Source organism: Tardiphaga sp. 839_C3_N1_4, assembly GCF_051811045.1.
Taxonomy (GTDB): domain Bacteria; phylum Pseudomonadota; class Alphaproteobacteria; order Rhizobiales; family Xanthobacteraceae; genus Tardiphaga.
Genome location: NZ_JBPWQD010000001.1, coordinates 5346701 through 5369839 on the forward strand (window position 1 = coordinate 5346701; position 23139 = coordinate 5369839).

Below are 23139 nucleotides of genomic sequence, written 5' to 3' on the forward strand. Positions count from 1 at the left end.
GTACAGACCCAAGGGTGGCATACGCCGATGGAGCTTCACTTGTCGGCTTTGGAGCCCGGGCCGCTGCATGACTGAGCTAAATGTCCGTAAGCCTCGGATCAGGAGAGCGCGTGAAGATCGCCACCTTCAACGTGAACGATATCAACAAGCGATTGCCCAATCTGCTGGCATGGTTGAAGTCGTCGAAACCGGATGTGGCCTGTCTTCAGGAGTTGAAGGCCGCCAGGTCCGAATTCCCGGAAAGTGCGCTGCGTGAGGCGGGCTATCTTGCCGAGTGGGTTGGGCAGAAGACTTGGAATGGCGTCGCAATCCTCGCTAGAGAATCCAAGATCGTGGTAACGCGCAGGCGGTTGCCTGGTCACGAGAGCGACGACCAGAGCCGATACATCGAGGCTGCCGTCGACGGCGTTCTCGTTGGCTGCGTCTACGCACCCAACGGCAATCCGAAGCCGGGACCGAAGTTCGATTACAAGCTCGCCTGGCTGAAGCGTCTGAACGCCCACGCCGGCAAACTGCTCAAGTCCGGTGCTCCTGCTGTTATCGCCGGCGACTTCAACATCGTGCCAACGCCCTTCGACATCTACCCGACCAAGTCGTGGGACAAGGATGCGCTCGTGCAGCCGGAAAGCAGGGCGGCGTTCGGCAAGCTCCTCAAGAAGGGGTGGATCGATGCGCTGCGCGAGCAGCATCCGGATGAGCCGATGTATACGTTCTGGTCGTATTGGCGGAACCGCTACGAGCGTGACGCTGGCCTTCGCATTGACCATCTGCTTCTCAGTCCTGCGCTGAGTCCGCGGCTTGCGCAGGCCGGTGTCGACCGAAAGGTGCGCGGCAAGCTGGATGCAAGCGACCATGCTCCAGCGTGGATAGTGCTGAAGTAGCGCTACTCCTTACTTTTTGGCTTTCCGATCAACCCGGACGTCGCGGAATTCCTCGGGCCCTTTGAGTAGGCGCCGCTTCCGACTGGCCTGATCGTCCGCACTGGCGCCCTTATCCGTCAGCTTGTCGATTGCGCCGGCGGCCATCTCACTGGCACGGGCTCTATGAGCGACGCTCTTTCTGCGAGACCGTTTAACGGTAAGGCCCAGTTCGACAAGGCGGCGCACGGCTTCTGAGAGTTTCGGAGCGTCCGGCTGAAACTCGGCCCAATGAACAATCCTGCCGCGTAGTTCGTCCGCGGCGCGAAAGCCGAGCATTGGCGTTTGGCCGGTCGCAGGTCGGCCTTTTGATTTTTGCTTTGCTACTGTCGTTTTCTTCATAAGATTATGTTTAACATAAATGCCAGATAGGCGAGAAGCTGGAACTCTGCATCATGTTTATTGAGTTGCGATCTCCGAGGGCACGCCGTTTTAGCGGACTTTCCCCCTGCGCCTTGCTAAGCAGTGTGAGAGCGGCCGACCGCCGCATGATGGCGAGGAAGCCGTGGCGAACGAACTGACAGCGTCCGAACAGGCCCTGCGCGATCGGGAAAGCGAGCTCGCGGAGGTGCAACGGATCGCGAAAGTCGGCGGTGTGATCGTCGACCTGCGCGATGGATTTCAGAACCGACGATCACCTGAATATCTCGCCATACACGGGTTACCCCCTGAAGCTGCAAACGAGACACATGGAGACTGGGTCGCCAGGCTTCATCCGGACGACCGGGAGCGCGCTGAGCGGCAATTTCTGGACCTTCTGAAAAGCAATGCGGAACGTTATTCTTCGGAGTATCGCATCATTCGGCCCAACGACGGGGAAATTCGCTGGATCGTAGCGGAGGCGCGTATCGAGCGTGATCCAGAAGGCCGACCGCTGCGGATGATCGGCGCTCATATCGATATCACGGAACGTGCGATCGCCAGAGAGGCGCTACGCGAGAGTGAAGAGCGGTTCCGATTGATCGCCGACAGTGCGCCAGTCCCGATGTGGGTGACACGTCTTGATCGGACGCGGTCCTTCGCAAACAAAGCCTACCTGGAATTTCTTGGCCTTGAATATGAAGAAGCGTTGGCTTTCGATTGGAGGACCATCCTTCACCCGGACGATATGGCGCGCGTCGTGCGCGAGAGCATTGCAGGTGAGGCATCCCTAAAGCCGTTCGTGCTGGAAAGCAGATATCGACGTGCGGATGGCGCGTGGCGTTGGGTCAGATCCGAATCGCAACCCCGATGGGACCCGGCGGGTAAGCATATCGGCTTTATTGGGGTTGCCCACGACATCACGATTGCTAAAGAAGCAGAGATCGAACTACGTGGGTTGAATGAGGTGCTTGAACGGCGGGTTGAAGAGCGAACCGCGCAACTTCATACTCACGAGGCTCATTTACGAGCCATTTTGGAGACGACCAACCAGTATCAGGGATTGCTCGCGCTCGATGGTACGCTCGTTTTCGCCAACGCGGTCGCACTTGCCGCCATCGCGGTCGAAGCGAAGACAGTGCTTGGGATGCCGTTCTGGGATACGCCCTGGTTTACTGCGACGCCCCGTATGCCCGAACGAGTTCTCAGCGCGTTTAAAACCGCACTGAGCGGCGATGCGTGGCGCGCCGAAGTTCAATTGAACCTATCCGGGACGGAGCGGCATCTCGACCTCGCCATGCGCCCAGTATTTGGCAGTGGAGGTAGGATTACAGCCGTCTTGGCAGAGGCCGTCGATGTGACCGAGCGTCGCCGGAACGAGGACGCTCTGCGCCAGGCTCAGAAGATGGAGGCGGTCGGACAACTCACCGGAGGCGTGGCGCACGACTTCAATAATCTCTTGACGATTATCAGGTCAGCCACAGATTTTCTTCGTCGGCGCGATCTTCCAGATGAGAGACGAGGGCGGTATATCGACGCGATTTCCGATACAGTTGACCGTGCGGCCAAGCTGACCGGACAGTTGCTTGCATTCGCTCGCCGACAGCCGCTTGCTCCGCGCGTCTTCAATGTTTGTACGCAGGTCGCGAGCGTGGCGAATCTGATCCGACCACTGGTCGGCGGCCGGATTCAGATTGATCTGGAAGTTGAGGCTGCCGACCAGTTCGCCATGGCCGATATAACGCAGTTCGAAACCGCGTTGGTCAATCTCGCTGTTAATGCACGCGACGCCATGAACGGCGAAGGGCGCCTCGTCATTGGTGTCGCGGCAGTCGACTCGATCCCGGGGATGCGTTCTCATCCTCTGAAGGAGGGCGACTTCATCGCGGTCTCCGTAACTGACTCTGGCGTCGGCATAGCTAGCGAGTACCTGGATGCGATTTTTGAGCCATTTTTCACGACCAAGGACGTGGGAAAAGGGACGGGCCTCGGCTTGAGTCAGGCCTTCGGGTTCGCCAAACAGACGGGCGGCGAGATCGGCGTCAAAAGCACGCTTGGAGCGGGCGCGACGTTCACAATTTATCTGCCGCGGGCCGAAACTGGCGCCGAAGTCGAAAGCAGCGCGCCGCCATTAGCAAGCGCAGCGACAAGCGGGCGGGGGCACCGCGTTCTTGTTGTCGAGGATAATACGGATGTCGGGGGATTCTCGACAGAGCTTCTGCAGGATCTCGGATACGCAACCGACTGGGTGACGTCAGCTTCCGCGGCACTGGACGTTCTAGCCAAGAATGAATTCGCATTCGACCTTGTGTTTTCGGACGTCATCATGCCCGGCATGAACGGGGTGGAGATGGCCACAATTATCCGCGACCAATACCCTGGATTGCCGGTCGTTCTGACAAGTGGCTACAGCCACGTTCTAGCCGAAAACGCCCATGCAGGCTTTGAACTCATCCAGAAGCCGTATTCGGTTGAGCTTTTGTCGCGCACGCTGCGCAAGGCGATCACTGACCGACGGATTGAATCGGCCTAGCGCTGCTAGATTGGTAATTGGAACTGGGATTGCGCGTCGTCCCCCTTCGTCCGAAGTGTCGATAGCGACACACCGAGCAGCCGCACTGCTTTCGGCAGTGGCATTGAGCGCTCGAGAAGTGATATTGCGACCCGTTCGAGTTCTCCACGTTTTGATACGGCTGTCGGCATTGATTGGCTTCGTGACATGATTTCAAAGTCAGCGGACTTCACCTTCAGCGTGACGGTTCGCCCGCGGTTTGCCGCAGTTTTCATGACGTCTGCCATCAGAACTAGGCGTCAAAAAAATGCCCGCTGGAAAGCGGGCATTTCAAGTAAGAGTACGTGGCTTATTGGTGCGTATTTGGAAGGAAAGATCGCCTATAGGGCGCCTTGCCGATCGACGATGCAAGCGCGGGCGACGAATCCGGGGAAGGTCGCCTTCACGCCTTGCGGTACTTTTTTGCTTGCGATAGGGCATCCTCAGCTGGCCGGCGAGACCAGGGAAGGTGAGGGAGCCGCAACTGGCCTGCGCATCTCGGATACACACAGAACTCCGCGGTCAGCTTCCTCCGCAATCTGCCGCAGGATGCGGGCGCGCTCCGGATCCTTTTCAATCATGGCGAGGCGGCGGTATCGGACAGCCCGGACGTCGCTCATGCCAGTCTCAGATTCAGCTGTTGTTCTCTGCCGGCGTGGCGCACCACGAAGTCCTCGATCGATGATGATAGATCTTCGTGGGCGGCATCGGCGCGGCGCCGGATTTCGCGCGCGATGTCTTCCGACACATCGTCGGCCCAATGCTCGAAGGTATTGAAGGCAATGACTCGCTGAGGGTCGTTGTACTGTCCAGACATCAAATCGCGGATGACCGTCTCGAGATCGGTTTCGCCAGCGTCAGCCTCGCGCCATGCGCATCCTGATCGATCGAAGCAGTCTAGAACGAGGTAAACGTTCTGATCGCCGATGTTCGGCACGATTGATGGTGTCCACCCCGACTGACGCATACTTGGTACTCCGACGCAACTTACGGCCCGATTCAAGCTGCGCATGATTCGTTCCGAAACCGTTGGGAACTTATTGATCGAATACCCGTTTTCCGTCCGCGGTATTACGGTGTTTGGAGATGAGATGAATGGCTACCAACAAACCGACGGGCGACAATGCCCGCAAAGGCGCGGTGAGAAAGCGCAGCCAAACCAAAACCACGATGGAGGGCGCCTCGACCTGGACGAAGCGAGACACCACGTCCGGCGAGTTCATGGCGATTAAGAAAGCTAAGAAGTCAGCACCGAAGAAAGCTGCTGCCGCGACGAAAAAGACTGCCAAGAAAACGGCGGTGGCCAAGAAATTCAAGGGCATCCGCCGTGAGAAGGGGTCTCGGTAAATTGCGGTACTTCTTCAATTTGATGGACGGGACGAAGCTTCCAGATCATAGCGGCACTGATTTCGCGACGGACGAGGCGGCGATCGCACACGCCCGGCTCATCGCCTCCAACATCTTGGCCCTGTCGCCCCATCACGACGGGCCGCAGCGCTTTGTTTCAGTTGTCCAAGAGGACGGTCGTGAGGTGCTTCGCCTGCCGGTTCATAAAGAACATTCTCGCTCGGGTGATTGATCCGCTAGTGGCGTCGTCCAGCCTCGATGGCGCCCTTCTCCCGCAGATGAGCCCTTAGCTTGCGAACGCTTGGCAGCGGAATGCCGAGATCGTTCGCCTTCCTTTTCACCGATGTTAATGGCCGGCCGAGCGCTGCGGCGGCTCGCAGAGCAGTCGCTCCGTGTTCGACCAGGGCTTTCAACCTGGCGACCTCTTCCGCATCCCATGGTTTCGCAAGTAGGCGCCTGGTCACGGCTATCTCTCCGGAGGTCGCAGCTCGGCCTTCGACCACCCCTGGGCTTTGATCGCGGGATCAGGCTCGACGGCGGCGTGAATGAAGCTGCACTTTGGACATTCGTAGGCCTGCGCAACAAAGCCGTTCTCGGGGAGGGAGCATCTGATCCAATGAGCGGAGGCTCCGCAATTTGGGCACGGTAGGGTCCGGACGCGTCGCATGGCCAATACTCTTTAGTAGAGCCGTAGGGCGTTGCTTCATTGCGATCACGAATCTTGTACAACGGCGGACAACATGGTGTTGGCTTGCCGGGCGGCGGCGATCCACCGCCACCCGACAGCGGCATATTCGAGAGATGGTTAGTTCTCGCTGCACACCTTAATGGTCTTCATGCCGGTTTCCGCTTCCGTCCTCGTCTTGAAAGTGCCATTGCCCACGATTGTGGTGGTCGTTGTCGTCGGCTTCTTATCGACGATGGTGCACTTTTTCGTGCTGGCGTCGCGGACCACATAATATTCAGTCGAAACCGCCCCCTGGCCGAACGCCGCAGTAGCAGCGAAAGCTGAAACGGCGGAGACGATAAGAAACTTTTTCATTATTATTCCTCCATTTGCATGCGGCACATAACCTCCGCTCGTATTAAATAAGTAGAGTTTCCGAAAGTTCCCGATTGGTATCCGTGGTGGTGAGACGTGGCCGGCGACGGCCGGCACCGGTCGGAGGTTGGGCAGGCAGCCCTTTCACACAACACAAATCCGTAGCAATTTGCATCGGATTGCCAAGTTATCCCGGATACTCTCCCTGGTGGTCGCGGCTAGTAGATCATCTGAGGTAATCCTCGTCACGATTGCGCGGTGCCTTGGTCGCAAAGAGCCGATGGCCCGTGCGATCATAAGGGTGTCTGTATTTGGGTTGCGGTTGCAGAGCACAGGCGCGCTCGGACGGGAACATTCGGCAATCCGTAGGGTTGGGCTTCCACCCACGGAGGAGTTTGAATCATGAAAAACTTGGTTTTGTCACTCGCTGTCGGCGCCGGCGCCTTGCTGTCGTCGGGAGCCAACGCGGCGCCGCTCACCATCAATCATTCGATGCAGCCAGACACCGGCATCGAACAAGTGCGTTTGGTGTGCGACGACTACGGTCGTTGCTATCGCACCCGCGGCGGTCGTCGTGTCGTCATTCAACAAGACTACGGTGACCGCTATAATTACGTGCCGCGAGAGCGTTACGTCGAACGCCGTGGATACTATGACGGCGGCTACTACAACAGTGGCCCGAGCGTCGGAATCGGCGTCGGTCCTGGGGGTGTGGGCGTAGGCTTCGGCGTCGGCCCGCGCTGGTAGGTTGCCCGGTGCGAATGAATAAAGAGAACAGCTACGCTTTCAAGTGCGGCGATGTGATTTGAAGAAAAGCGGCTGCGGAGTATCTCTGCAGCCGTTTCGTTTTTGGCTCTGCAAATATGCGCGGTAACAGTCGGGAATTTTCAGCAAGTGTAGTCTGGAACGTTTTCAAAATTTGTCGATTAGCATTCGCGTAGTTTTCTTCGCTTTAGAAAATCCAAGAGGAGACGTTCAATATGAAGATTTTGAAAATTTCTGCCGTCGCTGCTGCGTTGCTGGCCGGTACGGCGCTTGCGGTCGCTCAGTCGAGTTCGACGGTCGGCACCGGCGGAACATCGGCCGGCGGTGGCACCAGCAGTTCGAGCATCGGCACCGGCGGGTCGTCGGCAGGTGGCTCCGGCAGCGGTTCGGCCTCGACACTCGGCACGGGCGGCACGTCCGCCGGCGGCGGCCAGAGTTCTTCCAGCGTCGGCACCGGCGGTTCGGCCGCGGGCTCCGGCAGCGGCTCGGCCTCGACGCTGGGTACCGGCGGCACGTCGGCCGGCGGCGGCAAGAGTTCATCCAGCGTAGGCACCGGCGGCTCCGCGGCGGGCTCCGGATCCAACTCTGCTTCGACGGTCGGCACCGGCGGTTCGTCGGCGGGCAGCGGCCAGAGCGGATCCACCGTTGGTGCGGCGGGTTCGTCCGCGGGCCACGCCAGCCCGCAGGGCATGGAGCATGGCAAGGGTCACAACAAGGACAAGTGACGGCTATTTCCGGGAGCGGCTTGCCGCTCCCGGTTCGTCATGATCCTGGAGCGAGGAATAGCACAATGGCCCACGCAATGAAGCTTACTGCCCTGGCGCTGATGGCCGTCATGGGCGGGTCCGCGTTCGGCGAAACGATCATCAAGACGGGAAAGACCTCCTCGGGGGACACTTGCAAGGTTTCGGTCGAGAAGCATGCTGACGGCAGCATTACCGCGGCCGGATCATCCTCGACGACAGGAAGCACCGGCTCGCTTTCCAGTAGCAGCTCTGCAGGCGGCTCATCGGTGAATGTCCAGGCAGGCGGCGGCAGCGTGTCGAGTTCATCGTCGACATCCGGGGGTCCCGGCGCGACCACTTCAAGCACCGTGACGGTGAACGGCTGCACCATCTCAACTTCATCGCCATAAAGGGAAACACTCATGACATCTTGCATCAAATGGTCAGCGGTCGCCGTTTTGTTGGCTGCCTCGTCTCCTCTGGCCGCTCAGACGAGCATTTCCGGCGGGACCGGCGGATCAGCAGCCGTTGGCGGGACGTCTGCTTCGACCGTCGGAACGGGCGGCACTTCGACATCGCCGGCGGGGACGGGTTCATCGATTGCCGGCGGTGGCAGCGCGGCATCCGCCAGCGGCAAGGCGCAATGGGGCAGTCACGTGAATCAGGGCAATGGTCCCGTGCTGAACTCGAACACCAGGGCCCAGGCCCATGACGGTGGCACCTTCAGCCGTTCACAGACCCGTACCAAGGTGAAGGCGGGCGAAGAAGTCCAGTCCACCACCCGCACGATGGAACATCAGCCTGGCTCTGCGCCGGTGAAATCGAAGTCCTCGATTTCGGCGCAGTAACGAGCTTCTTTATCCACAAACGCCCGCCCCGGGCAACCGGAGCGGGCCTGCATTGGGCTCTTCCGCTTGTCCGCTGATCGACAGATGACGTATGAAGATAGCACCATGAGATTTAAGGTACCGGAATGTCACCCTCGATCTAGGTCAATTGGCCCTGGGGCATCAGTATCGTTCAGTTCGACAAGGGCGAGTTGCTTTTCAAGCTGTAATGCTAAGGCCTTTAGGCGCTCCACCGTAAGCGGATCGAAAGGCTCGGCAGTCAGCCGACGCGCTTGCGCAAGCCTCCGATAGAGTTCCTCTTTGTCGCGATCGTCCGGCACGCCACATCTCCAACCCGACGTACCGTTTACGGCGGAAGAGACATTTTGTTCGATGCACGACTAGGGTTTGTGCTTGAGCACTGCAACCTTGCGAGCAAGGTGCCAGAGTTCGACGTCGTGACCGTCGACGAGCTTCTCTGCAACCTTCAAAGCTTGTTCGTCGGAAGCGGCCGCGATGATTTCGAAACTTTCGAAATGTCCGTCTTTTCCTATGATATAGGCGCGATAATCAGGCATCGTTCTGCTCCTTAAAAGACGGGAGCAACCAGACTCTCGGCACCGATAGTTGTCCTTGGTCGCGCGGTGATGAGTCAGCGTAGCACGTTTGCAGGCGGCAGGCGGCATATATCTGCCCACACCTCAGACGGCAGGCTGGCACCCGGGCAGCTCGCTTAGCCGCGTCAAGTGCCGATGCACGCACGAAGCGGCGCCGCCATCCGATAGTTTCATTGGCAGCAATATTCCATTCGACGCGAGGCACCGCAGCTGTCCAATGCGGCGCCGCACCTTCGCGGCACGGGAGTAGCCGTGTCCAGACCAATTTGCATCAAGTGCGGCCGGCCCATGAATTTCGATCTACCTCCCGGCGGAGGCGAGCGAAAGTTTGCCTGCCGTAAATGCAGCCCGCCGCCAAGCATCGACAATGTTCGCGGCTGGCTAAGTGCGACTGACCTTAGTCCACCCAAAAAATAACCTGCACTCGCTACTTTGATAGGCGCGGCTGGACCTCTAATTGGTCAATCTCAACTACCTTCCCGTCGAGATCCTTAACTTTCACCTCATCAAAACCGTCTCGGGAAGCGGCTTTGGCGCTCGCTAGCGGACTGCTGGCAAATGGGCGCCGAATAAAGCCGTGTATTGCTCAAGCCGCGCAATGAGCTGGGCTCGTTCCTCCGGCCTGACGAAAGCCGCTTCGATGCCATTGCGCACAAGTCGCACGATATCGGAAACCGACAGATCGAGCGCATTGTAACAACTCAGGAGGTTTTCCGTCACGTAGCCACCGAAATAGGGGGGGTCATCGGAATTGACGGTGACCTTTAAGCCTGCCTCCATCATCAATCTGAGTGGATGCTGGGCCATATCCGCCACCACATGCAATCGAAGATTGGAAAGCGGGCAGACAGTGAGCGGAATCTCGCGTTCAGCTAGGTCTCTCACAAGATCTGGATCGGCCAGGCTAGCGTTGCCGTGGTCTATGCGATCGACCTTTAGTATCTCTACCGCTTCGCGAACATAGGCGGCAGGTCCCTCCTCACCGGCATGCACGCAGGTATGAAAACCTCGCTCGCGAGCCGTCTGATAAAATCGAGCAAACCCAGAGGGCGGATTGCCGATTTCCGCGCCGCCCATGCCAATTCCGACAATCTTATCTCGCCACGGCATGATTTGCTCGAGGACCGTCATTGCCTCGACCTCAGTACGGTGCCGATGAACGCTTATCAGCAAGCCGGCACTCATGTTGTGCTGGATACGTGCGCCTTCCAAAGCGCTGAGTACGCCATTCATCAGCGCCTCTATCGGTACACCGCGCTCCGTGAAGCTTTGCGGACCAATGAACATCTCGGCGCGCACCACGCCATCCTCGCGAGCGCGCGCGAGGTAAGCCCGCGTGACGTCGCGAAAGTCCCTTTCCGTGAACAGGACCTTGCAGCCTTCAAAATAGAGGTCGAGAAACGATTGGAGGTTCCGGAAATCATACGCGCGACGCAGAGCGTCGGCTGTCTCCCAGCGAAGTGGAACGCCATTCCTTGCGGCCAGCTCCATCATCAACTCAGGCTCAATGCTGCCTTCGAGATGCATGTGAAGGTCGGTTTTCGGCAGCTCCCGCACGAAGCTTTCGATGTCGATCATGAGAAGGGTCCAGCAGCTTAAGAGTAATGACGAACGATTTGCAGATGCGCTCTCCGGGTGTGCAGCTTAGCGTTTAGGCGTACGCCTGAGACGCCGTGGCTTCCCGGTATTTGCAGCAAGCCATAGCCGAGAGTCGCCCCTCAATGAAAGACGGCGGCTCTGCAATCGAAGTTGACGAAGTTCCCGCCCCGGACGCAAAATCTGTCCATGGGTCAAGCCGAAAGACCAGCCTGTCCCCGATGCGGGGCTCATCTGATTTTGGCACCGCCCCCCGGCGGCAAGGGGCCGCGCACGTTCCAATGCTTCAATTGCGACCGGCCCGAGCCGCTTAGGACAGAGCAAGCCGTACGATGGTTGAAAGGTGAGTTGCAGCCGCCGAAGTGATCTCTGCGCGCGAGCTGGTGAATGAATTCCGGCGAGCTATTTGGTCCTGTATCTGGAATCTAGCAACTGGTCCAAAGTGATCGCATCATCGCCTCGACCTCTTCGGTCGAAAGGTGCGGCTCGGCTTTTCGTCGTGTTCGAAAAGCGCGTAGTGCGTGAGCACCTCCAGACACACGATGCGTGAAAGCTCTTGGGGTTCAATCAGGCCTGGCTCAACGATGAGCGGTCCGGAAGCAGCGACGCTTTGACCCTTTAGCTGCGGCTCGTGGGTCCAGGCGGCTCCGACGCGCCGTTGGCGGCGTCGATACACGAGCGAATGGAACGGAAGCTCTCCGGCGTGCTTGCCATCTATCGCTGGGCGCCTGGAGGATACGCGGATGACAGATGATGATGATGCCCGGACCTCGCCCGGACAGCAGGGATTCGATGCGGCAGCCCGGGTCGTGCACGCGGCCGTCGAAGAAGTGGATCGGGTCGGTCGATACCTTAAAGACAAGGTGGATGCCGCCAAGCGGCCGGAGACCTATGTAGGGATGCTGAAGGATGTGACGAAAGCGGCTCCTCTCGGCATGTTGGCCGTGGCGTTCATCGGCGGCATGCTGTTCGCTAGGCGCCGTTGAACGCCAACTGGTCTGCCGCCGCCCTTGCAACATTCGACGATTCTGTGATGCAGTGGCCGTAGAGGTCGCTATTTGCGCGCGGACAAGCTCCCTCCGACGCGGCACTCGTCGACACGAGGCGCGCAGAACGCTATGTCTCTGCTGCCACTGTCCCGAATTTGCAGTGAGCGATCACGGACTATCCCACACGGACGTTCGGCCTTCGCGTCGTCGGGTCGGGATGCAACGCTTGCAACGGAAGGCGGCGAAGTTTTGCCCATGAACGATCAGACGCAACCGCTTCGTTCGGCTAGAAGAGAGGGACGGATGATGAAGCGAGCCTGCTCAAGTGTCACCATCGCAACGTCCCATGGTTGCGCACCGCGGGAGCGGTCTCGGTTCGATCCCCACGAGAGGCGTAAGGTTTTCAAGGACATGAGATGAGTCGGAAGCGGATAACTGCAGACGAGCTCTCGTGGATGATCTTCGAGCGGAAGCCGTGACGGCCGCGAAGCGACAAGGGTGCCCGCGGCCAAGCGCACATCCGCGCGGATCTCAGCTCGTGACGATTATGCAGATCGTCGAGAGACCATCTGCAATATGAGATAGTGGAAAGGAATGATTGATGTTGAGGGATCGAGAAAAAGTTCTGACCGCGCTTCTTGAGAAGCCGATGAAGATTTTCGAGGTCATGAAGCGCGCCAACATGACGAACCAGGAAGCCTGCCAGTCGCTTTTGCTGAAGATGCGAGACGAGGGCGCCATCAAGTTCGACATCAATAAAGGTACCTGGTCGGTCAAAACCTGATGTTGGCGCCTTGGGCGGAGAACTCGTCCATTGTCGTGCTATGCCGGGCTGAAAGCTCGGTGGATCGATGACTGAACGCGCAGATAAATTCATGGAACTCTGGATTTCCAAGCATCTCAAAGCGGAGATTTCGCGAAGGCGCAGGATCTCGCGGAGCAATGCCTGACGGCGGCGAGGGCCGCCAAGATCTCGGAATCTGAAGTTACGGACGAATTTCCCGATCTGGTGAGCCACATGGCGGCAGAGATAGAAGACGCCAACGATCGTGTCGCTACACATTTTGCTGAAGGGCGAGTAGGTTAGCCATCGAACTGCAGCGCCATCATTCTGGAATGCAGCGCGGCGCATAAGTCCGACGTGAAGCGCTAATTCGCCCACGCTGATTTCCGTCAGCCTCTGCAAGTTGCAGGAACCGCCGCTTTATCGCATTCACTCTGGAGATGTATGCCGCAACGAGGTGATCTCCACTCGCTCGCTGGCGACCATCCGGAAGCTACGGCGTGCATAAGCGATGGCGGGACCTCCGCCGCGGGCTGCGGAACATCCCGCAAGTGGAGACTCCAGACTACGTCGCGTTTCGGTCCCTTATCGTCGTGCCGAGAGCCACGGCTTTGGCCAGAGTCGCGGCCGTGGCCTTCCGGGCGGCGAGCCGCGACGGCAATTGCTTATCAATGATGCGCTCCAGCGGCCCAGTCATGCCGATGCGCTCCACTCGGTAATATGACCGGTACGAAAATGGCGGCGGGGCTTTCATCGATCTCACCGACGCAGGTGGCGTGACCGGTCGTTCGCACCTTGGCGAATTCCTGCTCGATCCATTTCTTGCTGGTGCGCGAATTGATGGTCGGCTTTGGCAGGTTGTGCGAGAGAGCCTCCGCGAGCTCCTTGCGTTGAAACGCCATGATGGCCTTGCCGGTGGCGGCCGCACCCCGCCGCTATGACGGGCCGCGCGCAAGAACGTCGCGGCGGTCGCTGACAGCGAAGTGAAATTGCTCAAGTACCAGGCCAAAGGCCAACAACGCGGCTTCCTCGATCGCGCCGTCCTCGAAGCAATCGAGCGTCTCGCGCAGCACCTTATCGACTTCGTTCTGCATATTGATCAGTGCGTCCGCGTCTTCCGCTCTACGCACGTCGGCGATCATCTCCAGCACGCGGTCCCGCGATGCCATGTACGCGTTGCGCTCGTCTCGCTTAAGGTAGCTGCGCAGCCAGGCGCCGACCGAGCCGAGGCCAGACAGCAGCAACAACCCGGCCCATAGGAAGTCGCTGTAGCGCTCGAGGAAGGTTCGGTCAGTGCCGTCAATATACGCCGCCGCGCCGCGGTGCGCTGGGATAGCGGCATCTTTGTCGGTGTTGGGCTTTTCCAGCGAAGCCACGCCCGGCAGCTCACGAAGAAGGGCTGGACGCGCCAAGAACAGTTGCCGAGTCAGCGCGGTGACCGTCGCCTCGGTCAGAGACTTCGGCGCGACCATTAGGTGGTCAACGCTGATGGTCTCCACCTTGTCGTCCGGTCGCGCCGGCGACGAACTGAACGTGCTGCCGGGGATCTCGGCCGACTCATACGCCGGGTGTTTCTGCGCGATGGTTTCCGAGACGTCGACGCTGAGGAAGCCTGGTTCACCACGGGCGCGAGCGGTGGCAGAGATCGCCTCTGCCGTGACCTTGCTGTCGAGCGGGCCAACGGCCATGAAGGCGTCGTTGCGAAGGTCGCGAGCCATCTCGTCGATCGCGCTTGTCTCGTACTGCACCATATCGACCTTGTCGGTGGCGATTCCGGCATAGGTAAGAATCAGCTTCAGCATCGCCGGGTTGGCAGGCGTCTTCCCGATGATCGCGACGCGGTGGCCGGGCAAGTTCTCCAGCGACTGAAGGGCTGGCGTTGGCTTCTTCGCCTTGGCCTCCTCGCGCTTCGGCGCCGACCAAAGCACCACAAAATCCTTTCGCAAAATAGCGACGGCCTGGGTGTCATTAGGCATTGGCAAGTCAGCGCGAGCGACGGCGAGGTCCGCCTTGCGGTCGCCAAGCGCGGCGAGGCTTTCTGCGGGACCAGTGGTAGCGGTCAGTGCAAGGCGAACACGGTCGCGCTCACGCGCGAATGTTTGCGCGACCGCCTGCATGAACCGCACGTCTTCGCTGCCAGGCGGGCCGACCGCAACGCGAAGGGTTTCCGGACGCGTCACCAGATAGATCGACGCACCGGCGAGGCCAACCAGGAGTAGCACGCTAACTGCAACGAACAGCGAGAAGGTACGCGACGCGCGGCGTCGCCGCCTGGCGCGCTGCGACAGTGACTGCGCTGGCTTAGGCGGTTTGACGGGAATTTCCATGCGATCCTCTTAGCCGGAAATGCGCAAGTTGTTACGGTGCCGCCACGGGCCCGCAGTTGCGGGAACCTTTCGATCTCTTGATCGGTTACGAACAGGCTGGACGGACGGTGCCGGCCTGTAGATCGAAGCCGTGTTGAAGCGCTGCGTGACAACGAGCGCGTCGCAATGAAGTTGCTCCGCAATCTCAATTGAGCAAATAAAACAAACAGTGGCCGTTTCTTACGAAGAAATGGCTTCGAATGATCCGGTCTTGATGGACAGTTTCGAATGCTGCGTGCGCAACGAATCAGAATCGGGACGGCAGGCTGGAGCATCGCATCGGACTACGTCGCTCAATTTCCGCTAGGGGGGAGCCACCTCGAGCGATACGCGCGCCGGCTTGCTGGCGTGGAGATCAATTCGTCGTTCTATAAGCCTCATCGCCGCTCGACATATGAACGGTGGGCGATATCAACACCAAACGATTTTCAGTTTTCCGTCAAGCTTCCCAGGGCAATTAGCCACGAACAGGCGCTGGTCTCTTGTGAAGAGCCATTGAGCCGCTTTCTCGATGCCGTCTCGGGATTGGGAAAGAAGCTAGGGGTCGTCTTGGTTCAGTTGCCGCCAAGATTCGAATTCGATGACGCGGTATTCGAACGCTTTTTCGATGAGTTTCGCAGGCGCAGCGACGTTTCGGTGGCAATAGAGCCGCGCCATGCGAGTTGGTTCGCGGACAAGGTTGCAGAAAGGCTGACGAGGCGCCGCATTGCACGAGTCGCCTCTGATCCTGCCAGGGCGGCCAGTGGAGGCCTGCCCGGCGGATGGGCCGGGCTTTGTTACTATCGATGGCACGGTGCACCCCGTGTCTACTATTCTAGCTATGATTCCACGGAACTTGCATCCATGGCAGCTCGTCTGCTGGAAGAGAAGCAGCGGCAAACCTGGTTCGTCTTCGACAATACAGCCTCAGGTGCCGCCTTGAGCAACGCTCTGGAGCTTTCGTCGCTTATCGAGTGACTGGATTGCAAAACGCAGAACTAGCGGCCCTCGTACGTCTCCGCCTCCCGATTGATCGACGCAAACTAATTCCATCGGTCAGGAACAACGCACATCGACCTCTGTTTGCAGGACACACTCTAATCGATCGGAGATCGAATGTTTATGCGCTTCGACAAGCTCCGAGCCGAGCGCCAGGCACCAAATCGCTCTAAGAAGGTAAGAAAGAACCCACCCAAAAGGTCCGGTGAAGGCGATGCTGGACAGTCGTGACGGGCGTTCGTGGCTGCAGGACGCATTGCGGCTGCGATGCTGGCATCACTTTCCTCGATAGGTAGATCATCGCGACTTAATCGACGGCATTCCCGTCTGCGGTGGGCGCACAGTGCGCGCTCAAGGCACTAACTTAAAGTCAAACGCTCAAGGAGCGGATCATAAAGGCACTATGCTGGCACGGTGCGGAACGTCTTCACGGTACTCCGCGCTCGAAGGAAACCGCTCAATGACGTTATATCCAATAAAACGTTCGACCAGATCCCATATTAAGCGGATGTCAGGGCCGCCGACGTCGGCCTTCCTCACCGGTGCGTTGATCGGGACCGCAGCGCTGGTCGCCACCGCAGTGTTAAATCGATATCTTGCGAAGCGTGCGGAACACAATAATCCCCCATCGGGAAAGTTCGTGAACATCGACGGCCTCGACGTGCACTATGTCGAGCGCGGGGAGGGACCGGCGCTGGTTCTTCTCCATGGTAACGGGAGCATGTTGCAGGATTTTGTATCTAGCGGATTGATCGAAGCGGCGGCCGCGGACCACCGAGTAATCGTCTTCGATCGGCCGGGGTTCGGGCACACGAAACGCCCAGGCAAACTGCGCTGGGGACCCGACGAGCAGGCGGATTTAACAAAGAATGTGCTCGGGCGGTTAGGCGTGTCCGACGCGATCGTGCTCGGACACTCGTGGGGAGCATCGGTTGCGGCCGCCTTAGGAGTCCATTATCCGGCTTTGGTCAGCAAGCTCATCCTGGTGTCAGGATATTACTATCCAACCGTTAGGCCAGATTTTCTTGCGATGTCCGCACAGGCATTGCCGGTTGTGGGCGATCTGCTCAGCCAAACCCTGTCTCCGATTGTCAGTCGTATGATGTGGCCGGCGTTGCTGTCTAAAATCTTCGCGCCTGCAAACGTCCCAACGAAGTTTCAGGGCTTCCCAGAGGAAATGGCTGTTCGTCCGTCTCAAATCCGTGCATCGGCCGAAGAGTCCGCACTATTGATTCCGAGTGTCGCCGCTCTCCAGAGTAAATACTCAGAGCTGCGTATGCCAGTTACGATAATCGCGGGAAAGGAAGACAAGCTAATCGACCCTGTATCGCAGTCTGTGCGATTGCACGGGGAGATCGCGCATAGCGAGCTTATCATCATTCCCGACAATGGTCACATGGTCCACCAGACGGCGACGCGTGCCTTGATGGATGCCGTAAGGGGTCATGCCGCCGCTTCTTAGGGCACGCCTTGGGCACGCGCCTGACGTTATCGTAGGTCAGAAGTATATCCGTCGACCGCCATCGTTGCCAACCATCGGGTACGGGTATTTGACCTGACGTTGGTTATCGCCTTTGATGCACCCCGTCCTTCTGACCGCCTGGCTTCCATGGTCATAAACGAGGCACCGTTGTTCCTTCCATCGTCTGTTCTCATCGGTCCGTCGGTACCGTTCCCGAGCTTCGGTACCGTTTCCTTCGACAAATCTTGCAGCCGTGGAAGCTGCGGAGCTGGTTGTCATCATCTCCTTGACGGGGGCCGCTCTCAAGATCGATAGGCAACTCGGTTGGTGCTTCTACGTCACCATCTGGCACCCGTTGGCTTTCGCAATGCCATGGCGATTGGCGCCTTGCCCGTCGCGACTCGCTCGGCTGGGGATCGGCGCGGTGCTTCGCTCAATACCTGACGGGCGTGCGACCCTTTCTGATCGGTAGATAGCCTCGCGTGCGGGAGTTCGGTCTCGCAGCACTCTTAGCCCGATATCGATGCGATCGGGAGCGTTCCATGCACAACGACGGAACGCCTTGCTTTCGAGACCGTTCTCCGCTTTTGAAGGAGAGCACAATGACCAAGACTCTGAAAGACATCGCCACGGACATGGCCGGAATAGATATCGCCATCCTGTCGACGCATACGGACTAAGGACAGATCGCCAATCGGCCTATGAGCAACAACGGGGACGTTTCCTACGACGGCACCTCGTATTATTTCGCACTGGAATCGACCCGTGCGGTGAAGGACATCCAGCGCGATCCAAAGGTAGCGCTCGGCTTCTCGTCGGAAGCCGGCCTGCTTTCTGAGGGCATCTACGTCGCCGTCGAAGGGGATGCCGAATTGATCCGCGATAAGGCCGCATTCAAGCAGCACTGGAATTCGGATCTCGACAAATGGTTCGAGAAAGGCGCCGACACACCAGGCTTGACGCTTATCAGGGTCAAGGCGAACCGGCTTACATACTGGAAGGGTACTGAAGAAGGTGAAATCCGGCTGTAATGGAGACTGCGAACTTCGCGAGCGGAAAATTGTGGTCCGTTTCTAAGCCGAAGATTAAAAAGAAAGGCCCCGATACCGGGCCTTTCGGTTATTTCTTGGACTTCGTCATCTTCTTTTTCGGCGCCATCTTAGTCGGCGTATCGACAGCGGTGCCAGTGCAGTCGAGCCCGGCTGGTCGACCCCGACGCCGGTCGATCTTGGCTGCGGAGCGGAGGGGTTTGCGCCGGATTGCGCGAATGCGGTCGACATCGAGAAGCTGATGAGAACAGTAGCTCGAACAAGTTTCTTCACCGTGGTCTCCGGATTGGTTGTTACGCTCGAATGAAATTATTCGGTGCGTGGTTCCTCCCGTTGTGCAACGGTTACTTCGTCTTGAGCCGTACCCGCCCAAGGATATATTGGGCGCGATCTCTTCAGTGGCCTAATTATTCCGATGCGGTGATACCGGAACTTTCGACCGCCTTCGTCCTCAAGCTGCCGCTCAATTCACCTTTCTCGCTTTGTTTTGCAAAGGATAAGGCCGCACATCTCATTGAAACTCACTCCCGCTCAAGCCGGGGCGCTGGGTGTGCGGCCTCTTGCCTGCGATAGGCTGGGCTTCTGGGTAGAAGCTTCAATGCAGTTCCGTTGATGGAACTGCCTCGTATCTGCTGAGATGCCGCACGTCGCGATAGCTGACGTTTCTTCTTGAAAACGCGCTTTCCCAAAATGCAAACCGTTCTTTTAAGGCTGCTGTTAATTCATTTCGCTAAGCGTGTCGCCAATAGCGGAGAATATCGGTGGCCAATCTTTTTGAAGTGCAAGGCTTCGGCGCATTGTCGGAGTGGAATGGACAGTTCGCGAGCACATCTGCGGCGCAAGCGTTCCAGCAGATCGCGGCACTTGGTTCCAACTCAGTTAGTCTGACGGCGCGGATTTGGACGACGAACAAGACAACAAACGACGTGTTCGCCCATCCCGGGAAGACCGAAAGCGACGCGAGTCTGCTCGCGGGTTTCAAGGCCGCAGAAGCTGCCGGCCTATCTGTGGTATTTAAGGCAGGTATCTCGCCGCTCGACGGCACTGGCGTATCGAGCCTGGCACCGACCGATATTGGCGCATTCTTCGCCTCCTACAAGGCCGAGATCATGCATCTAGCCGGGATTGCGCAGCAGGGCGGTGTCGACACCTTCGCCATCGGCAATGAGATGAGCAGCCTGACGACCAGCGCCTATCGCAGCTATTGGACCGACATCATCTCGTCGGTACGTCAGGTCTATCACGGTCAACTGACATATTCCGCTGCAACAGACGAGGCGCTGAAGGTTTCCTTCTGGGATCAGGTCGACATCATCGGCGTCAATACATATCCGCCGCTGACGTCCAGCGCCACGCCGACGGTGCGGGAGATGATCGATGCCTGGACCGAAATTCCCTACAATCCTTATTATGCGGCCGCCTTTGACTACAAGTCGCCGGTGGAATTCCTGCATTCGCTATCCGAGACCTACGGCAAACAGGTGCTAATGACCGAAGCCGGCTTCCGCAGCATGGATGGCACCGCGATGCGGCCGGGGTCCTGGACCGTGAGTGCCCCGGCCGATACCGCCGAGCAGGCCGATGCTTACAACGCCTTCTTCCAGGTCTGGAGCGCGCATGGCGGCAGCTGGATGAAGGGTGTTGAGCTGTGGCAGTGGGATCTCAACGGCAAATACAATGAGACCGGCTATTCGCCGATGGGAAAGCCGGCGGAGGCGATCGTCGCACAGTATTTCCATGGCAACGGAGCGTCGATCAATCTCAGTGTCACCGGCTCGCCGATCAGCGATGTGATCGATCTCGGCCGCGGCGACGATACGATCAATGCCGGGCTCGGCAATGACGTGATTTATGGCGGCGACGGTAACGATGGCATGATCGGTGGTCCGTCGATGGATGGAACGCTCGCCACGACGACAGTCACGCTGACCGGCTACGGCACGGCGGTCGGTGGCGTCAACGCGCAAGTGCAGGTGCTCGTGAATGGCCAGCCGGTATCTGCCGTGTTCGAATTCAAGCCGTCCGCCGATCCTGCCGGATACCAGACCTATGCGGTGACCTTTGCTAATCCTGAGCAACTGACGAGCCTCGATATCTCGCTGATGAATGCCGCGCCCGGCCGCGCGCTTCATCTCAAGGATCTGGTCATCAACGGCGTCTCCGTCGCGCCGAAGGAAGCGATCAATGCCGGTTCGCCTGGGAGCTTCGATCTTTATGTGCGTTACATCCATGTGGACGCCGCCAGGCATCAGGACTGGTTCATTGGCGCCAGCAGCGATCACGACCTCATCTATGGTGGTGCCGGAAACGACGTCATCACCGGTGGCATCGGCAATGATGTGATCGATGGCGGCGACGGTATCGACACGGCGGTGTTTTCCGGCAAGGCGTCGGATTACAAGATCTCTGTCGTGAACGGGCAACTGGTCGTCATCGACAGGGTGGCGGCGCGCGATGGTATCGACCGCATCAGCAAGGTCGAATCTTTCAAGTTTGCGGATGCAACCATCAGCACTGCTGGCTTCCTTGCCAGCCAATCGGCCGTCGCGAAGGGGGCCGAATATCAGGCTGTGACGTCCAACGGCACGACGGTGACCAGCGAAACCATTCGCAATGTTGACGGATCGCGCGACGTCTATACGCGCGACATCGCCGGCAAAACCTATGTGTCCGAACATACCGTCATTGGCGCTGGCGGAAAGACCACCCTTATCGAGCGGTTTTACAGCGATGGCGATCTCGGCTTTCGCCAGGTCACGAATGGGGACGGTTCGGTATCGCGTAGCGATTTCGACGGCGATGGTCACATGACAAGCTTGTTGAAGAGCTTTGCCGGCGGCTCCTTCCAGCAGTTCGCCTTCAACGCCGCGGGCTTTGAGACCAATGAGACGGTCCGCAATGTCGATGGCACGCGCGATATCCGCGACTACGGCCTCACCGGACAGGAATATACGTCTCGCCATACGGTGCAGGATGCCGCCGGCAAGAGCGTGTTGATCGAAGCATTCCATAGCGATGGCACGCTGGCGATGAAGCAGAAGGTGGATGCGGCAGGTACGAAGACGTTCAGTCAATATGACCAGCTTGGTCATCTATCCCAGCAGACCGAGACCAAGGCAGACGGCTCGTTCGTGCAGACCGGTTACAAGGCCGATGGCGACGTCGCGAGCCTGACTATCCGCAGTGCCGACGGCACGCGCGATGCCATGACCTACGATATCGCGGGCAAGGCCTATACGACCGAGCATGTGATCCGCGATGCCGCGGGCAAGAGCGTCCTGATCGAGCAGTTTCATCAGGATGGTTCGCTGGCGCTACAGCAGACGGTGGATGCGAGCGGCATCAAAATGCTGGCGCAGTATGACGCCACCGGACATCTGGCGACGCAGACGCTGGCTCATATCGACGGCTCCTCTGTGCAGTCTACTTTCGCGGTCAATGGTGCACTGACCGCGGTGACCACCAGGAACGTCGACGGCAGCAAGAGCGTCTATACATTCGGTGTAACCGACCAAGCCTATACCTCGCGCCACGACGTATTCGATACGGGAGGGCAGCGTCTGGCGACGACCTTCGACAACAGGGACGGTTCGCAAACGCAGGCGGCCTACAAGGCGGGGGCGACGCTGACGTCGACAGTGGGGAACGACATCATGAACAGCGCAGGCGGCGACACATTCGTATTCAAGCAGGCCTCAGGCCATGACACCATCAACAATTTCCGGGTTGCGGAAGGGGCGAGCCATGATGTTATCGAGATCGATTCGTCGATCGCGAAAAGTCTCTCGGAACTGGCTATTCATGTGGTCGGCCACGACACGATCATCGAGCTCGGACACGATGCATCGATCATGTTAAAGGGTGTCGTAGCACCACTGACCTCCCACGAAGTATTGATCGTCTAACTGCTGGGCCAGCGCATCAATTCCCGACGTTGTGACGGCTTACAGGCGCTCCGTGGCGGCCACGTTACGCTCAATCAGCGCGCACCATCAAGGCGATCCGTGGGCCGTCGGCGTGCCTGCCAGCTGCCGGCCGCAAGATGGGAGAACCGACAGGGCCGGTGGCGAGGCCGGAACGGACACTTAGTAATGGAGAAGCTGACGGTTACGCGTGAGCCGGAGTCAAACCTAATCACCTAAGAGATGTGTGTCCTAAACCTGAGGTGCACTTCGAGTTTGATGTCCAACTGAGAGGATGCGCCAAAGGCGCGTGCGTCGCCGCGGATGATAGTGCCAGCGAAGCTGAGCGTTGCTTCGTCCAGGCCAAACAGGGATGGGGCATGGTGGGAGTGACGCGATGTTCGGACAGTCGCTTTGAACTTCCCGTCCCGTTGACTGTAGGTCCCTTTGTAGAACAGCGACGAGTCGCCCCCCAGCAAGACGCCATCGCATAGCACAACGACTCCAGAGCCCCTGGGTTGGTCGGGGCCGGCACTGAACTCGATGCTGTAGAGCCCATTTAGAAGCAACGGTTACGCCTTTGGGGCCGGTTGGTAGCCATCTCTAATCGCCGAAATCGCGGTGTTGTTCCAAGCCCTGCTGAGGGGAAGAAATATGGGCGTTCACGAACTAAAGCAGGCTTTGATGACCGAGCATGCCGGCGCGACCGGCCTCATCGTGTCGGTGGCGGTGACAAGAACCTCTCCGTAGATTTCGGTGATGACCGCAGTGCGATTTCCCGAATTGATGAATGTGAGCTGCTGATCCTGATCTAGAAGCAAGTCACCTTTGTCCGGCCGCACTTCCACCGTTCCATCAACAA

The 23139-nt window shown here is 58.6% G+C and carries 21 protein-coding genes and 1 pseudogene; 13 read left to right on the top strand and 9 right to left on the bottom strand.

Annotation, left to right across the window (positions count from 1 at the left end; translation table 11 throughout):
• Window positions 1–110: 110 nt before the first annotated feature.
• Window positions 111–881 (top strand): exodeoxyribonuclease III, encoded by a 771-nt coding sequence (xth, locus tag AB8A38_RS25560; protein WP_439087856.1) that lies wholly within the window; start codon window positions 111–113, stop codon window positions 879–881.
• A gap of 9 nt (window positions 882–890) precedes the next feature.
• Here the strand turns inward: xth and AB8A38_RS25565 are convergent, their stop codons facing one another.
• Window positions 891–1259, bottom strand: a complete 369-nt coding sequence (locus AB8A38_RS25565) for a hypothetical protein (protein WP_309948644.1) — start codon at window positions 1257–1259, stop codon at window positions 891–893.
• A 163-nt stretch (window positions 1260–1422) separates the two neighbouring features.
• Here AB8A38_RS25565 and AB8A38_RS25570 point away from each other — a divergent pair, with 163 nt between their 5' ends.
• Complete coding sequence (locus tag AB8A38_RS25570) at window positions 1423–3810, top strand: PAS domain S-box protein (protein ID WP_439087857.1); 2388 nt, start codon at window positions 1423–1425, stop codon at window positions 3808–3810.
• Between the two features lie 5 nt (window positions 3811–3815).
• Here the strand turns inward: AB8A38_RS25570 and AB8A38_RS25575 are convergent.
• Together AB8A38_RS25575 and AB8A38_RS25580 are read right to left on the bottom strand one after the other, a co-directional pair.
• Window positions 3816–4061: pseudogene (locus tag AB8A38_RS25575) on the bottom strand (DinB/UmuC family translesion DNA polymerase); the annotation flags it as partial.
• A gap of 383 nt (window positions 4062–4444) precedes the next feature.
• Window positions 4445–4765, bottom strand: coding sequence for a hypothetical protein (locus tag AB8A38_RS25580; protein WP_439087858.1), 321 nt, complete (start codon window positions 4763–4765; stop codon window positions 4445–4447).
• A gap of 158 nt (window positions 4766–4923) precedes the next feature.
• Between AB8A38_RS25580 and AB8A38_RS25585 the strand changes: the two genes are divergently transcribed.
• Together AB8A38_RS25585 and AB8A38_RS25590 are read left to right on the top strand one after the other, a co-directional pair.
• Entirely contained in the window at window positions 4924–5175 is a 252-nt protein-coding gene (locus tag AB8A38_RS25585) for a hypothetical protein (RefSeq protein ID WP_439087859.1), read from the top strand.
• Between the two features lies 1 nt (window position 5176).
• A complete protein-coding gene (locus AB8A38_RS25590; protein ID WP_309948635.1) occupies window positions 5177–5407 on the top strand; it encodes a DUF6894 family protein in 231 nt (76 codons plus the stop codon).
• 573 nt (window positions 5408–5980) lie between these two features.
• Here the strand turns inward: AB8A38_RS25590 and AB8A38_RS25595 are convergent.
• Window positions 5981–6217, bottom strand: a complete 237-nt coding sequence (locus tag AB8A38_RS25595) for a hypothetical protein (RefSeq protein ID WP_309948633.1) — start codon at window positions 6215–6217, stop codon at window positions 5981–5983.
• Between the two features lie 402 nt (window positions 6218–6619).
• On the opposite strand from AB8A38_RS25595, the gene AB8A38_RS25600 reads away from it, so the two are divergent.
• Window positions 6620–6964, top strand: coding sequence for a hypothetical protein (locus tag AB8A38_RS25600; protein WP_309948631.1), 345 nt, complete (start codon window positions 6620–6622; stop codon window positions 6962–6964).
• Between the two features lie 233 nt (window positions 6965–7197).
• Window positions 7198–7707: a hypothetical protein gene (locus AB8A38_RS25605; RefSeq protein WP_374725728.1), complete on the top strand. Its 510-nt coding sequence runs from the start codon at window positions 7198–7200 to the stop codon at window positions 7705–7707.
• Window positions 7708–7744: 37 nt separating this feature from the next.
• Here AB8A38_RS25605 and AB8A38_RS25610 read toward each other — a convergent pair whose 3' ends face one another.
• On the bottom strand, window positions 7745–8131 hold the full coding sequence (locus AB8A38_RS25610) for a hypothetical protein (protein WP_309948629.1): 387 nt from the start codon (window positions 8129–8131) through the stop codon (window positions 7745–7747).
• On the opposite strand from AB8A38_RS25610, the gene AB8A38_RS25615 reads away from it, so the two are divergent.
• Window positions 8130–8555 carry a hypothetical protein gene (locus AB8A38_RS25615; RefSeq protein ID WP_439087860.1) on the top strand — a complete coding sequence of 142 codons (426 nt, stop codon included), beginning with the start codon at window positions 8130–8132 and terminating at the stop codon, window positions 8553–8555. The genes AB8A38_RS25610 and AB8A38_RS25615 overlap by 2 nt on opposite strands.
• A gap of 380 nt (window positions 8556–8935) precedes the next feature.
• Here the strand turns inward: AB8A38_RS25615 and AB8A38_RS25620 are convergent, their stop codons facing one another.
• Together AB8A38_RS25620 and AB8A38_RS25625 are read right to left on the bottom strand one after the other, a co-directional pair.
• Window positions 8936–9112 carry a hypothetical protein gene (locus AB8A38_RS25620; protein WP_309948626.1) on the bottom strand — a complete coding sequence of 59 codons (177 nt, stop codon included), beginning with the start codon at window positions 9110–9112 and terminating at the stop codon, window positions 8936–8938.
• A 579-nt stretch (window positions 9113–9691) separates the two neighbouring features.
• Window positions 9692–10729 carry an adenosine deaminase gene (locus AB8A38_RS25625; RefSeq protein ID WP_439087861.1) on the bottom strand — a complete coding sequence of 346 codons (1038 nt, stop codon included), beginning with the start codon at window positions 10727–10729 and terminating at the stop codon, window positions 9692–9694.
• A gap of 761 nt (window positions 10730–11490) precedes the next feature.
• Here AB8A38_RS25625 and AB8A38_RS25630 point away from each other — a divergent pair.
• Window positions 11491–11733: a hypothetical protein gene (locus tag AB8A38_RS25630; protein ID WP_309948623.1), complete on the top strand. Its 243-nt coding sequence runs from the start codon at window positions 11491–11493 to the stop codon at window positions 11731–11733.
• Between the two features lie 607 nt (window positions 11734–12340).
• The gene (locus AB8A38_RS25635) at window positions 12341–12520 is read left to right on the top strand and encodes a hypothetical protein (protein WP_309948675.1); all 180 of its coding nucleotides are present in this window, start codon (window positions 12341–12343) and stop codon (window positions 12518–12520) included.
• Between the two features lie 668 nt (window positions 12521–13188).
• Here AB8A38_RS25635 and AB8A38_RS25640 read toward each other — a convergent pair.
• A complete protein-coding gene (locus AB8A38_RS25640) occupies window positions 13189–13422 on the bottom strand; it encodes a hypothetical protein (protein ID WP_309948621.1) in 234 nt (77 codons plus the stop codon).
• 33 nt (window positions 13423–13455) lie between these two features.
• Window positions 13456–14847: a TAXI family TRAP transporter solute-binding subunit gene (locus AB8A38_RS25645; protein ID WP_439087862.1), complete on the bottom strand. Its 1392-nt coding sequence runs from the start codon at window positions 14845–14847 to the stop codon at window positions 13456–13458.
• A 267-nt stretch (window positions 14848–15114) separates the two neighbouring features.
• Here AB8A38_RS25645 and AB8A38_RS25650 point away from each other — a divergent pair, with 267 nt between their 5' ends.
• The 4 genes from AB8A38_RS25650 (at window position 15115) to AB8A38_RS25665 (ending at window position 22280) form a co-directional block, all read left to right on the top strand.
• Window positions 15115–15843: a DUF72 domain-containing protein gene (locus tag AB8A38_RS25650; RefSeq protein WP_439087863.1), complete on the top strand. Its 729-nt coding sequence runs from the start codon at window positions 15115–15117 to the stop codon at window positions 15841–15843.
• A 481-nt stretch (window positions 15844–16324) separates the two neighbouring features.
• Complete coding sequence (locus AB8A38_RS25655; RefSeq protein ID WP_439087864.1) at window positions 16325–17326, top strand: alpha/beta fold hydrolase; 1002 nt, start codon at window positions 16325–16327, stop codon at window positions 17324–17326.
• Between the two features lie 686 nt (window positions 17327–18012).
• Window positions 18013–18357 (top strand): pyridoxamine 5'-phosphate oxidase family protein, encoded by a 345-nt coding sequence (locus AB8A38_RS25660; RefSeq protein WP_439088605.1) that lies wholly within the window; start codon window positions 18013–18015, stop codon window positions 18355–18357.
• 779 nt (window positions 18358–19136) lie between these two features.
• Window positions 19137–22280, top strand: coding sequence for a glycoside hydrolase family 113 (locus AB8A38_RS25665; protein ID WP_439087865.1), 3144 nt, complete (start codon window positions 19137–19139; stop codon window positions 22278–22280).
• Window positions 22281–23139 lie beyond the last annotated feature (859 nt).

Coding starts and splice junctions, on each gene's coding strand:
- AB8A38_RS25640 (WP_309948621.1), bottom strand. CDS start 13,422: ATGGCGTTTCAACGCAAGGAGCTCGCGGAGGCTCTCTCGCACAACCTG.
- AB8A38_RS25610 (WP_309948629.1), bottom strand. CDS start 8,131: ATGAGTGTTTCCCTTTATGGCGATGAAGTTGAGATGGTGCAGCCGTTC.
- AB8A38_RS25655 (WP_439087864.1), top strand. CDS start 16,325: ATGACGTTATATCCAATAAAACGTTCGACCAGATCCCATATTAAGCGG.
- AB8A38_RS25600 (WP_309948631.1), top strand. CDS start 6,620: ATGAAAAACTTGGTTTTGTCACTCGCTGTCGGCGCCGGCGCCTTGCTG.
- AB8A38_RS25645 (WP_439087862.1), bottom strand. CDS start 14,847: ATGGAAATTCCCGTCAAACCGCCTAAGCCAGCGCAGTCACTGTCGCAG.
- AB8A38_RS25630 (WP_309948623.1), top strand. CDS start 11,491: ATGACAGATGATGATGATGCCCGGACCTCGCCCGGACAGCAGGGATTC.
- AB8A38_RS25595 (WP_309948633.1), bottom strand. CDS start 6,217: ATGAAAAAGTTTCTTATCGTCTCCGCCGTTTCAGCTTTCGCTGCTACT.
- AB8A38_RS25625 (WP_439087861.1), bottom strand. CDS start 10,729: ATGATCGACATCGAAAGCTTCGTGCGGGAGCTGCCGAAAACCGACCTT.
- AB8A38_RS25585 (WP_439087859.1), top strand. CDS start 4,924: ATGGCTACCAACAAACCGACGGGCGACAATGCCCGCAAAGGCGCGGTG.
- AB8A38_RS25620 (WP_309948626.1), bottom strand. CDS start 9,112: ATGCCTGATTATCGCGCCTATATCATAGGAAAAGACGGACATTTCGAA.
- AB8A38_RS25650 (WP_439087863.1), top strand. CDS start 15,115: ATGCTGCGTGCGCAACGAATCAGAATCGGGACGGCAGGCTGGAGCATC.
- AB8A38_RS25615 (WP_439087860.1), top strand. CDS start 8,130: ATGACATCTTGCATCAAATGGTCAGCGGTCGCCGTTTTGTTGGCTGCC.
- AB8A38_RS25605 (WP_374725728.1), top strand. CDS start 7,198: ATGAAGATTTTGAAAATTTCTGCCGTCGCTGCTGCGTTGCTGGCCGGT.
- AB8A38_RS25565 (WP_309948644.1), bottom strand. CDS start 1,259: ATGAAGAAAACGACAGTAGCAAAGCAAAAATCAAAAGGCCGACCTGCG.